Consider the following 13,038-nt stretch of genomic DNA (forward strand, 5'->3'; position numbering starts at 1 on the left):
TCTTCTTTTGGCTGCTGAACAGGCTTTTGCATACTAGGTAGCAACGACGACTGTGGAACACCATGCATCTTTAATTATCGATTTTTATATGTTATGGTGTACGTAGTTGATCGTGGCTACTGAATTATGGCGATCGCAAAAGTTTTTGTTTTAGTAAGTTTTTCGATAGATAAAACAAAGTACCCTGAGGGGTACTATCACAATCTTGTGATTTCGATATAGATTAAAAACGTCTCAAAACACTGACAAGTATATCCAAAAAAATCTGCTTCTTGTCTAGAGCATCGATTCAGTAATCAAAAACCTAACCCCTCAGCCCCCTTCCCTTCAAGGGAAGGGGGAGCTAAACTCCCCTCTCCTCGTAGGAAAGGGCAGGGAGAGAGGTTCTTCCAGGATTACTGAATTGGTGTCCTAACAGCCTAGTCTTTGAATCAGCGAAGATATCAGGCACAAGGACAAAAGGTGATTGCTGGTACAAGTTTTGATGCCAACATATTGATATATGCAGTAATTCTCAAATTTTTAGACTTGACGGCAAAGACCTATTTAAATCAGGTTTAGTTGAGATGTCTATTCATTTTTCCTTATCATTTCCTGACCAGGAAATGATGAGGTGATTTCTTTACGTGGCGTTGCTGAATCAAGGGATGATTCTTGTAGAGTGAGCGACACGAGAGGCTTGAAATACAAGGGATGGCAAGATGCCCATCCCACAAAACTAGCAAAATCATCCCGCAAATATGCAACGCCCTTTACGTTTAAATTAAGGAGAATTCATCATGGCAACTATTAACGGTAACAATGCTAATAACACTTTGTCTGGTGTATTTGATCCAATTCCTCCCATATTTTTTCCAGATCGTCCTGATACCATCAACGGATTCGGCGGTAACGACATTCTCAATGCTCTTGGTACCAACGATGTCCTGAATGGGGGTACTGGCAACGATACTCTGAACGGCAATGGTGGCAATGATACTCTCAATGGTGGTGCTGGGGCTGACTCAACCAACGGAGGCAGTGGCAACGATCGCATCATTGATGACGATTTTGTGAACTTCGATTTCCATAATGGTGGAACTGGTGTAGACACAATTGATTATTCAGGTGTCTCCTTCGCTTCAGGGGTGGTCACCATCAACCTGGCAACAGGCTTAACCTCTGTCAGTGGTGGCAATACTGAAACCATCATTAACTTCGAGAATGTTGAGGGTAGCCAAGGCGGTGAGACGATTATTGGCTCCTCCGGCAACAACGTCCTCAACGGCAATGGTGGCAACGATACCATTAACGGCGGCGCTGGGGCTGACTCAACCAACGGAGGCAGTGGCAACGATCGCATCATTGATGACGATTTTGTGAACTTCGATGTCCATAATGGCGGAACTGGTATAGACACAATTGATTATTCAGGTGTCACCTTCGCTTCAGGGGTGGTCACCATCAATCTGGCAACAGGTTTAACCTCCGTTAGTGGTGCCAATACTGAAACTATCAGTAACTTTGAGAATGTTGAGGGTAGCCAAGGTGGTGAGACGATTATCGGATCTTCCGGCAATAATGTCCTCAATGGCAATGGTGGCAACGATACTATTAACGGCGGTAGTGGCAACGATACTATTAATGGCGGTGCTGGCAGTGACACATTCAAAGGCAGTCAGGGTAATGACAGCATTAATGGTGGAGATGGCATTGATACCGCAGACTACAGTCAACTAGGTCAAAGCATTACCTTGTCAGGTGTTGGAACCATTCAAAAAGCTGGGGGATTGGGGCAAGACCAACTTTTTAAAGTAGAGAAGATTATTGCTAATGCTAATGTTGCCAACAATACCATAGATGCATCCCAATCTTTGCCTGGAGTATTTATCACCGTTAACCTACAAAACCAAAGTTTGGCTGCCAATAACGTTCCTGTTTTGGGAACATTGCCATTTACTGTAGTTAACTTTGATAATGTCATCGGCACAAATGCAAATGACTCTATTGTTGGCGACAACCAAAATAACCAATTATCCGGTAATAATGGCAACGATACGATTAACGGTGGTAGTGGCAACGATCGCCTCATTGGTGGTAGTGGAACTGATCGCCTGACTGGAGGAGCGGGTAACGATATTTTCGATTTCAACTCACTTTCTGAGAGTCAACCTGGTTTTGCACGCGATGTGATCACTGACTTCGCTGGAAACGGGATCTTTGCAGGTGACCAAATCGATCTATCTACCATTGATGCTAACTCCATTTTCGCGGGCAACCAAGCCTTCACTTTCATTGGCAGTGCTGCATTCTCCAATGTCGGTCAGGTGCGTTATTCCGGAGGCATTCTTCAAGCTAACACCGATTTTGATGTTTTCACCGAGTTAGAGATTCAACTCGTAGGAGCACCAGGATTAGTAGCAAGCGACATTATCGTTTAATTAATGAGAATCTAACAGTCGCAGTCTAATATCACAATTAGATGAATCACTCTTAATTCTTGCTAGAACCCCACCCCACCCGCAGGATGGGGTATTTTATTGATGGCAATTAGCTGAACGCAGCACTACAGAAAATTACCAATGCTTACTCATGTTCAATCGCGCCGCGTATGCATGAGAAAATCAGGTAATACAATCGCAACAGTTGCGATGATGCCAGGGAAGGAAAAAAGATGTCGGAGAATTTGAGAAGCCAAATTGTGACGCAAGGAGTGCAGCGATCGCCTAATCGAGCTATGCTGCGGGCAGTTGGTTTTAAAGATGAAGATTTCAATAAAGCCATTGTGGGTATTGCCAATGGTTACAGTACGATTACTCCCTGTAATATGGGGATAAATCAACTGGCACAAAGGGCAGAGGTTGGAATTAAAACTGCCGGGGCGATGCCGCAAGTGTTCGGCACGATTACCATTAGTGACGGGATTTCGATGGGAACTGAAGGGATGAAATATTCCTTAGTGTCGCGGGAAGTCATTGCCGATTCCATTGAAACCGCCTGTACTGGACAAAGCATGGATGGTGTGCTGGCGATTGGCGGTTGTGATAAAAATATGCCAGGGGCAATGTTAGCGATCGCGCGGATGAATATCCCTGCAATATTCGTTTATGGTGGTACTATTAAACCCGGTCACTACAACGGACGCGATTTAACTGTTGTCAGTTCTTTTGAAGCTGTCGGTCAATACAGTGCTGGAAAAATTGATGAAAAGGAATTATTAGAAGTTGAAAGTCGCGCTTGTCCTGGTGCTGGTTCCTGTGGGGGAATGTTCACAGCTAATACCATGTCTTCAGCATTTGAAGCCCTGGGAATGAGTCTACCCTATTCTTCGACAATGGCAGCCGAAGATTCCGAAAAAGCCGACAGTACGGAAAAATCAGCGTTTGTGTTAGTCGAAGCCATTCGCAAACAAATCTTACCCCGCCAAATTATCACCCGCAAATCTATAGAGAATGCTATTTCTGTAATTATGGCGGTGGGTGGTTCGACGAATGCAGTGTTGCATTTCTTAGCGATCGCCCGGGCTGCTAATGTAGAGTTAACCCTGGATGACTTTGAAACTATCCGCGCCCGTGTTCCGGTTTTGTGTGATTTAAAACCAAGTGGTAAATATGTAGCTACAGATTTGCACAAAGCTGGTGGCATTCCCCAAGTAATGAAGATGCTACTTGCACATGACTTATTACACGGTGATAGCCTCACCATCAGCGGTCAAACAATTGCAGAGATATTAGCAGATATACCAGAAGAACCATCCGCCAATCAAGATGTGATTCGGACTTGGAATAACCCGATGTATGCCCAAGGACATTTAGCCATCCTCAGAGGTAATCTGGCGACGGAAGGGGCTGTCGCCAAAATTACCGGGGTAAAAAAACCAGTAATTACTGGCCCCGCACGGGTGTTTGAATCGGAAGAAGCCTCTTTAGATGCAATTTTGGCGGGTAAGATTCAAGCTGGTGATATTCTAATAATTCGCTACGAAGGGCCTAAGGGCGGTCCTGGGATGCGAGAAATGTTGGCTCCCACCTCAGCAATTATTGGGGCTGGTTTGGGTGATGCGGTGGCATTAATTACCGACGGACGCTTTTCTGGCGGTACTTACGGTATGGTGGTTGGTCATGTTGCCCCAGAAGCGGCAGTTGGTGGTGCGATCGCGCTTGTAGAAGAAGGCGATAGTATTACGATTGATGCACCTGCACGCCTCTTGCAGTTGAACATATCTGAAGAAGAATTAGCCCGTCGTCGTGCTAATTGGCAACCTCCTGCACCACGTTACACTAAAGGCGTGTTGGCGAAATATGCCAAATTGGTATCTTCTAGCAGTCTTGGGGCTGTGACAGATTTAGACTTGTTTTGATTAACCTGACATGATGTGAACTACCTACACTGACCTGACGGTACAGTGTAGGTTTCCCAATTTATTCCCAGTGCGGAATATAGCATATATGTGTGTGGATTATTGGAAGCTAGAAAGGCAGTACTTTTATTTCTAGTAATTTTTACCTAAATTTTATGAGTTTTTGTAAAAATCTTGAAGAAGTTTCAGGAAATTTACATAGCGGATATGATGTCAATAGAGAAATCACGGAAATTTAATTGACAGTCAACTGCTTAAAACCCAAAAGGACACAAAATGAGTTCTGAATCTAACGTCAAACTGACGATCGCTCTTGCTAATCCAGACTTAGATGCAGAGGAGCAAGAACGGGAAGCACGGAATCTGCTGCGAGAAATCAAAGACTTAGATGTAGAAAGTGCTGAACTCGTAGCAGTTACAGAAATACCCGAAGGAGCCAAGTCTGTTGGTGGTTTTTTGGTGGGGGTGTTGCAGACAGAGGTGAGCCTTGCCAATTTTAAGAAATTGCTGGGATTTTTGGGCGATCGCTTGGGTAACAAAAGCATTGAATTGGAAGTTGAGGCCAACGGCAAAAAACTTAAGGTGAAAGCTAGCAGTCGGGAAGAATTAGCCGCCGCCATTGAGCAAGCACAAAAGTTTGTCGCAGGTAACTAAGAAATTCATCAGTAAGGAAAAATAACTAAATGGCAAAAGTAGCACTGCTAATAGGAGTCAGTGAGTATGAATCACCGCATCTTAAGGCTTTGCCTGCGGCTACGCAAGATGTAGAAGCAATGCAACGAGTTTTGCAGGATCAAGAGATAGGGGGTTTTGATGTGAAAACGCTAATAAATCCAGAGCCAGTAGCGATGCAAGAAGCCATTGAGACTTTATTTTCAAATCGTCAAAAAGATGACCTTGTGCTACTTTATTTTTCTGGTCATGGTATTAAGGATGATGGTGGAAGGCTTTACTTTGCAACTCGTATAACCCGTCAAAACCAACTGGGAGAACTCATCAAAGCGTCAACAGTTTCAGCAGATTCCGTACATGACATCATTAACGATAGTCGTAGCCGTTCTAAAAGACAAGTAATAATTTTAGATTGTTGCTTCAGTGGAGCTTTTGCCAAAGATAGAAAAGGTGAAGATGAAGTTTTTCTAGATTTTCAGAAGATTCAATTAGGTGGAGAGGGTCGAGTAGTTCTTACATCTAGTAGTTCAACTCAGTATTCTTTTGAATCTATTTACACTCAATATCTAGTACATGGAATTGAAACTGGTGAAGCCGATGAAAATAACGATGGCTTTATTTCTGTTGATGAGTTGCATCAATATGTTCAAAGAAAGGTTCAAGAAAATAATACTGAAATGAAGCCGCAGATCCAAGCGGTAATTAAAGAAGGCTATAATATTGTTCTGGCTAAAGCACCTATTCACAACCGCGAGACTATTTATCTTGGAATAGTTAAATATTGGGTACGTAATGGTCAAATTTCCAAGATCGGACGTTTAGCATTAAATGAGCAACAAAATCGCCTGGAGATAGAACCTGACAAAGCTAGTGCACTTGAAGAAGAAGGTTTAAAACCATACAAAGAGTACCAGAGAAAATTGAAGCAATACAAGGAAGCGTTTCTTCAGGCGATTCAACAAGAAAATCCTATAATTGAGCAGACTCGCAATGAATTGATCCTCTTCCAAAGACTTTTACAACTAACAGATGAAGATATAGCCTTAATTGAAGCTCCCATAATTGCAAATCTACAAAATACAAAAAAAAAGGATAAATTTATAACCCTGACTGTTAAGGAAAAGTTTCCGCAATCTATAGTATTGGTTGTCGTAGCAATACTATGTTTTGGAACAGGCATCATCTCAAGTTTCTTCATAGGTAAACTTTCTAAATATTTTAGTATTAACACTGAACCTTGTCAAAATAATGTACAAAACAATGGTATGCAAAATACTTTAACAAAAGAGTTAGAGATTAGTTATGGAGGGCAAATTTTAAAACCAGGAGATACCAACTCTTGCAAAAAAGCTGGAACTCAGGCATTCGCATCAGGCAATTATGACGAAGCGTTAAGACATTTTAAATTATCTATTGAAAAAAGTAATTCTAATGACCCAGAGGCATTGATTTATTTGAACAATACTAAGGCTCGTCAGAAAGGAGATAAGCTCAAAATTGCCGTGAGTATACCCATTGGTACTAATCTAGGTTCTGCAGAAGAGATAATGCGCGGTGTAGCTCAAGTTCAAAATGAAGTTAATAGCAGTGGCGGTATTAATGGCAAGTTATTACAGGTGGCCATTGCTAACGATTATGAAAACTCATACACTGCTACAAAAATCGCAAAATCCTTAGTTCAAGATCAGGAAGTCTTAGGTGTAGTGGGGCATATTTCTAGTGATGTTACAAAAGAAGCAGGTAGAGTCTATAACTCCGGAGAACTTGTAGCTATTTCCCCTACTAGCACTTCTGTTAAAATTTCTAATTTTAGCCCCTATATTTTTCGTACAGTTCCCAGCGATACATTCGCAGCAGAGGCATTAGCCAAGTACATGGTAACAACTTTACAGAAAAGAAAAGCAGCAGTTTTCTTTAATTTTGGCAACGCTTATAGTGAATCACTAAAGCAAGAGTTTATTAGCGCTGTTGAAAAAAAGGGTGGACAGGTATTAAAGGAACCGGAATTTGACTTATCAAAGGATAATTTTAATGCCGCTACTGCTGTGGAACAGGCAATTAGGCAAGGCGCACAAATATTAATGTTAGTCCCGGATTCTATCACAATGGACAAAGCGCAGAAAGTGGTTCAAGAGAATCAACAAAGGTCACGATTAAATGTACTTGGGGGAGACAACGTTTACAGCAAAAATACTTTAGAAACTTGGGGAAAGCAAGCTGAAGGTATGGTGGTAGCAATTCCCTGGAATATTAATAGTAAACCCAATTCAAGTTTTGTCCATAATTCAAAGTCATTGTGGAAAGCTCCGGTGAATTGGCGAACGGCGACAAGCTATGATGCAACGAAGGCAATCATTGCAGCTTTAAAGATAAATACCACTCGTAAGGGACTACAACAAACCTTGCACGATCCAAGCTTTTCAGTTGATGGTGCTACAGGAAAGATTCAGTTTTTACAATCAGGCGATCGCAAAGATAATACCATCTTCTTAGTCAAAATTCAACAAATACCTGGCACTGATAAATATGAGTTTGTACCAATTCAACCTTAATTTTGCAGCTTTAGTTAATAGCGATCGCAATTAATTATTAAACGAGCGCTCCAAAGCCCAATTAATAATCAATTTCTTTCCACCCATGCATGGATGCTATGCCTTTTGTAACCCATTCGATCACAATTGGGGGAGCTTCTGATATCAAGATACTAGGATAAACTGCTGCACCCCATTCGGGATGCACTAGCACACGGCATTGATTTTTAATCACTGGATAATTGAGCAAAGCTTTGACAACTGCTGTGTCATCGTGAGGAATTGCTCCGGGATGGGACAGTAAAGGATAGCCTGTACGAGGGTCGATTAGGTCTGTTAAATAGCCGCGATCGCGCAGATTAAATGCCAAATCGCAGCCAAATCGCATAAACTTTTCTCGTAGGCGTTCTTTCTCTGTCTCTACTTCTGCCGTCTTTTCCACTAGTTCATAACGCGATTGCTGTAAGACAATCACTACTCGTAAAAATGGCTGCCGTTTCCAATCTGGTAATATCCGTTCGCAGTTGGCACAGATATATTGACTGGGAGGATGAATTGAAATTTGAACTGCTTGTCCCGTTTCACCAACTAAATTAATGGGACAGGCTTGCTCCGAAGTGTAAACCTTGGGATAGTTCACTAAATTGATTCAGTTTATACAATTTTTTTAATTTCATCTCCGGTATAGATAATAACTCTTAAAAGTTCCAAAAAATCATCATTTTTCTCTAATATATTGCTTTTTTTGGAAGTAGTTGCTAATAATTTGATAATTTTAATCCGAATTTTATCCTTTATTAACCTGTTCTCAAGGCATTGGCATAGGTGCAGTGTGTGGTAAACATAGCGATATCTACGGCGGGCTATGCCTACGCTCCTGAAATCTGTTCGATCAAAATCCCAAAAAATGACCTGCATCTCAGAGGATTTGTAGTCAAAACCAAAATGTCTAACTGTCAGCAAAGTACTACAAAATAGACATTCTGTGAGGCAAAGCACTGCGAAGTTTCTCTCAAAAGTGAGCAGAAAAGATAAAGATAATCTTGTCTGCTTGGAAAGAGTTAAGCTCTTAGCCTACTTTCAATAGCACTCAATTAATTGAGTTTTAAAGAATTCACTGGCACTTCATCCCAAGAATCCACTGTCCGCAATCGCGCCACCCAACCTGCTGCCTTTTGCGTCTCGGTCAAATTATTCTCAAAAGAATCATGACAATCTTTAGCTTGAGATTCATTACAAGTGGCAATACAGGCATGAATCATCCCAGACGGATCAATTTGCTCATTTACCCAAATAGTCATGGAATATTCCCTCGAAAACTGTAGCGAAAAAACCTATTCGTCATTTTAGAATACTATTAGAGTCGAAAATTATAGAGCAAAATCGGTAACAAATAGTGAACTAATCCCAATTACCGATTACTAATTTACATTACCCAGTTCCACTTCATCTGTTAGGCAGATATGATTTATCTCCTCTTTCATAGCGACGGCGATAAAGTAATTCTAACTGTCCACCATATTCCTGAATCCAGGCAATCTGGCGCTGGTAGAGTCCTCGGAAGGTATTGGCAAATAAAAGTGTAAAGATTGCCACTACCAATCCTGATGCTGTGGATACTAAAGCTTCACTAATTCCAGATGTTACACCTGTTGTTTTACTACCGCCCACATCTCCAATATTCAGAGAGGCAAAAGAGTTAATTAATCCTAATACCGTGCCGAGAAGCCCCAACAGGGGCGCAAGACCAATAATTGTCTCAAAAATATTTTGGGAACGCTTGAGCAAGGGGATTTCGCCTTGGGCTTCACTTTCTAATGCTAAACGAAATTCTTCTGGTGTCGGCTCCTCCAATTCTAAAGCGGCTAAAAAAATTCGAGCAATGGGTAAATCAGTATTTTTCTGCAATTTTTCTAAAGCGCCAACTACATTATCAAGACGATAAAGTTGTAACACCTCTCGCACAACCTTATTTTGCCGATTACTTATCCTTACCCAAAAAATGATCCGTTCGATAATCAGCGCCACCCCTAACAAGGAGAACCCCAGCAGAGGCCACATGACCACGCCACCTGCTGTAAACAGATTATTAATTTCCATCTATTATTTTTTAACTCTCCAACAACGCTAGATTAACAGATCGTTGTTTGAGCGAACTTGATATCATTTCTCAAAAGAAATTGCTCTGCAAGTTTTAACTAGATTTTTCCGATCTGTATCTCACCTCACTCCTGCTTTTTCTCCGCTATCCTCAGTTTGGCCGATCGCGATCGCGGATTCTTACTAATTTCCTCTTCTTGGGCAATAATTGGTTTCTTTGTCAATACCTTTAATAAAGGTGAATTTCTTAAACCATGCTTCACCGGGCGGTCTTCCAGGCTGTGGAAACTGATAATCACAATTCTGCCACTAGGGACAAGGGCATTTGGTGCTTTATCTAAAAAGGTTTCTAGGGATTTTAACTCATCGTTGACGACAATTCGCAGAGCTTGAAAAACACGGGTAGCCGGGTGAATTCTCCCATAACGGTATTTGGGAGGAACAGAAGAAGCGATCGCATCAGCCAATTCTGTAGTCGTGTGTAACGGTCGCCGTTCGACAATGCGTCTCGCAATGCGCCGCGATAATCTCTCCTCACCGTACTTAAAGAAAATATCTGCTAATTCCGCTTCATCCCAATTATTAATCACATCAGCAGCAGTTAGCGATCGCCCTCGATCCATTCGCATATCCAAATTCGCAGCTTGACGGAAGCTGAAACCCCTTTCTGCTTTATCTAAATGGTAAGAACTTACCCCCAAATCAGCTAAAATACCATCGAAAGTGTTGGGGGGAAACTCGTAGTCAGCAAAATTGCGATGAATAAATTGTATGCGATCGCCAAACTCTGCTAATTCTTTCCTCGCTGCTGCTAAAGCATCCTCATCTTGGTCAATTGCCGTTACCCGCACATCCGCCGCCGCTTCTAAGATTAGGCGACTATGACCACCACCGCCTACAGTCGTATCAAGATAATGACCTCCTGGAGATACCGCTAGACCTGCAATCACTTCTTGCGGTAACACTGGTAGATGGGAAAATATCGGTTCTTCAAGAGCTAGCTGACGATTCATGAGACTTAGGGCAAAAAACCACAGATCAACTTTAATTATCTATTCTTTTGTTTGTGTCTTTGTGTGTTTCTAGTAAAAGGGCGGTTAGAAACCGCGTCTACACGAGACTTTACCCACCTCCGTGGGTTTCAAATACTCAATTTTTCTTTAGTCCGCGCAGGCGGACTTTGTTTATGTAGCCGCGAATTCCATTCGCTGGGGCTTAAGTTGACTATTTTTTATTTTTCTTCTGGTAAATCATTGTATTTGGTATGCGTTTTAATTTTTTCTCAATATTTAAATGGCTATTTAAAATAAAAATGAATACATTACCAGGCAATTCATTTTCCTGTAACAAGCTATTCACAAGTTTAGAGTTATCGGAACCAAAAATATATATGCTTAGCCCAAAGTAGCCAAAAAAGCAACATGCAATTTATAAAAATGCGGTTGTTTATTAGCAAAAACTTCTAACTTCTGAATTAGCCGATCAAAACGCTCTTGATTGAAAGTCATAAATATGTATTAGCGTCATAAACCTGTAATATAGCTGACGCTATATCTCTATAGCTTACGTAGAAACTCAGAAGTCAATAGTTATCATTGAGAAAACGCATCTTCTTTTACCCCATTCTCCCAGCACAATGAGATAAAAAAATTCGATGCCTTAATTAAGTGCATATCGAGCTTCCATATAATAGTTGAAGAAGTGCAACAAAATTAAACATCAAATCAAATCTCTCTTCCCACAACCCTTACTTTGGCTTGACAAACAAGATAAATTGGGTCTAGTTGGCATCTGCGCGGTTGAATTCAATATTTTCACGAACGGAGAACACGAAATCTATGACCAGACTAGAAACCCGCACTGAACCGATGGTGCTAAACATGGGGCCACACCACCCTTCAATGCACGGGGTTCTGCGGCTAATCATGACTTTGGATGGTGAGGATGTCGTTGACTGTGAACCAGTCATCGGCTATTTGCACCGGGGAATGGAAAAAATTGCTGAGAACCGCACTAATGTAATGTACGTCCCTTACGTTAGTCGTTGGGACTACGCGGCGGGAATGTTCAACGAAGCTGTAACCGTCAACGCCCCAGAAAAGCTTGCAGGTGTCGCTGTTCCCAAACGCGCTAGCTACATCCGCGTCATCATGCTGGAGTTGAACCGCATCGCTAACCACTTGCTATGGTTTGGCCCCTTCCTAGCTGACGTAGGCGCTCAAACTCCCTTTTTCTACCAGTTCCGGGAACGGGAGATGATTTATGATTTGTGGGAAGCTGCCACAGGTTATCGGATGGTGAATAATAACTACTTCCGTGTTGGTGGAGTAGCAGCCGATTTACCTTATGGTTGGGTAGATAAGTGTCTAGAATTCTGCGACTACCTATTGCCCAAAGTTGATGAGTACGAACGCTTAGTAACCGATAACCCCATCTTCCGGCGACGTGTTGAGGGTATTGGGACTATCACCCGTGAAGAAGCAATTAACTGGGGACTTTCTGGCCCAATGTTACGCGCATCTGGCGTGCAATGGGATTTGCGAAAAGTTGACCATTACGAATGCTACGACGATTTCGACTGGGATGTGCAGTGGGAAACCGCCGGTGATTGCTTTGCCCGTTATGTGGTACGGATGCGGGAAATGCGCGAATCTGTGAAAATTATTCGCCAAGCAATTAAAGGACTTCCTGGCGGCCCTTACGAAAATCTGGAAGCCAAGCGTTTAGCCGCAGGTAAAAAATCTGAGTGGGACGCATTTGATTACCAATTCATCGGCAAAAAAGTTTCCCCCACTTTCAAGATTCCCAAGGGTGAAATCTATGCCCGTGTAGAAAGTGGCAAAGGTGAATTGGGAATTTATTTGGTTGGCGATGATAATGTCTTCCCTGCACGTTGGAAGATTCGCGCTGCAGATTTCAACAATCTCCAAATTGTTCCACATTTACTGCGTGGGATGAAGGTTGCAGATATTGTGGTGATTCTCGGTAGTGTTGACGTAATTATGGGGTCTGTGGATAGGTAGAGTAAATATCTATCTAAGTACTTTTTAGAGCAGTTGTATTACAGTGCAACTGCTCTATTTTTTTAGCTTTGGGCAAAATTGACGATTGTAGTGATTCTAAATTGCATGGAATATACTTTGACCTCTCTCCAAACCTTTCTCTTAAAAGGAGAGAGGTTCTCCAGATTACGTGAAAAATCACGAAGATGACTCCACTAATTCGCTGCAAGTGGAAACAGAAGAAGAAACTCATTTTTCTAATCAAGATGATAAGGCATTTAAGACAGAGAAAGTTTTTCGTCAAAGAGCAGAATCAATTTATCAAGAATATACAAGCAGATATAGGAATCATATTTGATTTCTGAAAAAGTGTACGAGATAATACGGAGAGAGA

At 41.8% G+C, this 13,038-nt stretch carries 11 protein-coding genes; 7 read left to right on the top strand and 4 right to left on the bottom strand.

The window, feature by feature from the left end; translation table 11 throughout:
* The first annotated feature begins 426 nt into the window (after positions 1–426).
* The 5 genes from HWQ44_RS07400 to HWQ44_RS07420 all read left to right on the top strand — a co-directional run bounded on the left by HWQ44_RS07400 (position 427) and on the right by HWQ44_RS07420 (position 7,563).
* Positions 427–561 (top strand): hypothetical protein, encoded by a 135-nt coding sequence (locus HWQ44_RS07400; RefSeq protein ID WP_292716907.1) that lies wholly within the window; start codon positions 427–429, stop codon positions 559–561.
* Positions 562–779: 218 nt separating this feature from the next.
* The gene (locus HWQ44_RS07405; protein ID WP_292716910.1) at positions 780–2,420 is read left to right on the top strand and encodes a calcium-binding protein; all 1,641 of its coding nucleotides are present in this window, start codon (positions 780–782) and stop codon (positions 2,418–2,420) included.
* A gap of 233 nt (positions 2,421–2,653) precedes the next feature.
* Positions 2,654–4,339 (top strand): dihydroxy-acid dehydratase, encoded by a 1,686-nt coding sequence (gene ilvD, locus HWQ44_RS07410; protein WP_292716913.1) that lies wholly within the window; start codon positions 2,654–2,656, stop codon positions 4,337–4,339.
* Between the two features lie 276 nt (positions 4,340–4,615).
* Complete coding sequence (locus tag HWQ44_RS07415; RefSeq protein ID WP_292716916.1) at positions 4,616–4,993, top strand: hypothetical protein; 378 nt, start codon at positions 4,616–4,618, stop codon at positions 4,991–4,993.
* Between the two features lie 29 nt (positions 4,994–5,022).
* Positions 5,023–7,563, top strand: coding sequence for an ABC transporter substrate-binding protein (locus tag HWQ44_RS07420; protein ID WP_292716919.1), 2,541 nt, complete (start codon positions 5,023–5,025; stop codon positions 7,561–7,563).
* A gap of 61 nt (positions 7,564–7,624) precedes the next feature.
* Here HWQ44_RS07420 and HWQ44_RS07425 read toward each other — a convergent pair whose 3' ends face one another.
* The 4 genes from HWQ44_RS07425 to rsmH form a co-directional block, all read right to left on the bottom strand.
* The gene (locus tag HWQ44_RS07425; RefSeq protein WP_292716922.1) at positions 7,625–8,182 is read right to left on the bottom strand and encodes a methylmalonic aciduria and homocystinuria type D protein; all 558 of its coding nucleotides are present in this window, start codon (positions 8,180–8,182) and stop codon (positions 7,625–7,627) included.
* Between the two features lie 454 nt (positions 8,183–8,636).
* Positions 8,637–8,843 (bottom strand): glycogen debranching protein, encoded by a 207-nt coding sequence (locus tag HWQ44_RS07430; RefSeq protein WP_292716925.1) that lies wholly within the window; start codon positions 8,841–8,843, stop codon positions 8,637–8,639.
* Between the two features lie 145 nt (positions 8,844–8,988).
* Positions 8,989–9,642, bottom strand: coding sequence for a MotA/TolQ/ExbB proton channel family protein (locus tag HWQ44_RS07435; protein WP_292716928.1), 654 nt, complete (start codon positions 9,640–9,642; stop codon positions 8,989–8,991).
* A 125-nt stretch (positions 9,643–9,767) separates the two neighbouring features.
* Complete coding sequence (gene rsmH, locus HWQ44_RS07440; protein ID WP_292716930.1) at positions 9,768–10,655, bottom strand: 16S rRNA (cytosine(1402)-N(4))-methyltransferase RsmH; 888 nt, start codon at positions 10,653–10,655, stop codon at positions 9,768–9,770.
* Positions 10,656–11,480: 825 nt separating this feature from the next.
* On the opposite strand from rsmH, the gene HWQ44_RS07445 reads away from it, so the two are divergent.
* Both HWQ44_RS07445 and HWQ44_RS07450 read left to right on the top strand, forming a co-directional pair.
* Positions 11,481–12,665, top strand: a complete 1,185-nt coding sequence (locus HWQ44_RS07445; RefSeq protein WP_012411270.1) for an NAD(P)H-quinone oxidoreductase subunit H — start codon at positions 11,481–11,483, stop codon at positions 12,663–12,665.
* 208 nt (positions 12,666–12,873) lie between these two features.
* A complete protein-coding gene (locus tag HWQ44_RS07450; protein WP_292716941.1) occupies positions 12,874–13,002 on the top strand; it encodes a hypothetical protein in 129 nt (42 codons plus the stop codon).
* Positions 13,003–13,038 lie beyond the last annotated feature (36 nt).

The organism is Nostoc sp. JL34 (genome assembly GCF_017114945.1).
Lineage (GTDB): Bacteria > Cyanobacteriota > Cyanobacteriia > Cyanobacteriales > Nostocaceae > Nostoc.

Coding starts and splice junctions, on each gene's coding strand:
- HWQ44_RS07405 (WP_292716910.1), top strand. CDS start 780: ATGGCAACTATTAACGGTAACAATGCTAATAACACTTTGTCTGGTGTA.
- ilvD (WP_292716913.1), top strand. CDS start 2,654: ATGTCGGAGAATTTGAGAAGCCAAATTGTGACGCAAGGAGTGCAGCGA.
- HWQ44_RS07415 (WP_292716916.1), top strand. CDS start 4,616: ATGAGTTCTGAATCTAACGTCAAACTGACGATCGCTCTTGCTAATCCA.
- HWQ44_RS07420 (WP_292716919.1), top strand. CDS start 5,023: ATGGCAAAAGTAGCACTGCTAATAGGAGTCAGTGAGTATGAATCACCG.
- HWQ44_RS07430 (WP_292716925.1), bottom strand. CDS start 8,843: ATGACTATTTGGGTAAATGAGCAAATTGATCCGTCTGGGATGATTCAT.
- HWQ44_RS07435 (WP_292716928.1), bottom strand. CDS start 9,642: ATGGAAATTAATAATCTGTTTACAGCAGGTGGCGTGGTCATGTGGCCT.
- rsmH (WP_292716930.1), bottom strand. CDS start 10,655: ATGAATCGTCAGCTAGCTCTTGAAGAACCGATATTTTCCCATCTACCA.
- HWQ44_RS07445 (WP_012411270.1), top strand. CDS start 11,481: ATGACCAGACTAGAAACCCGCACTGAACCGATGGTGCTAAACATGGGG.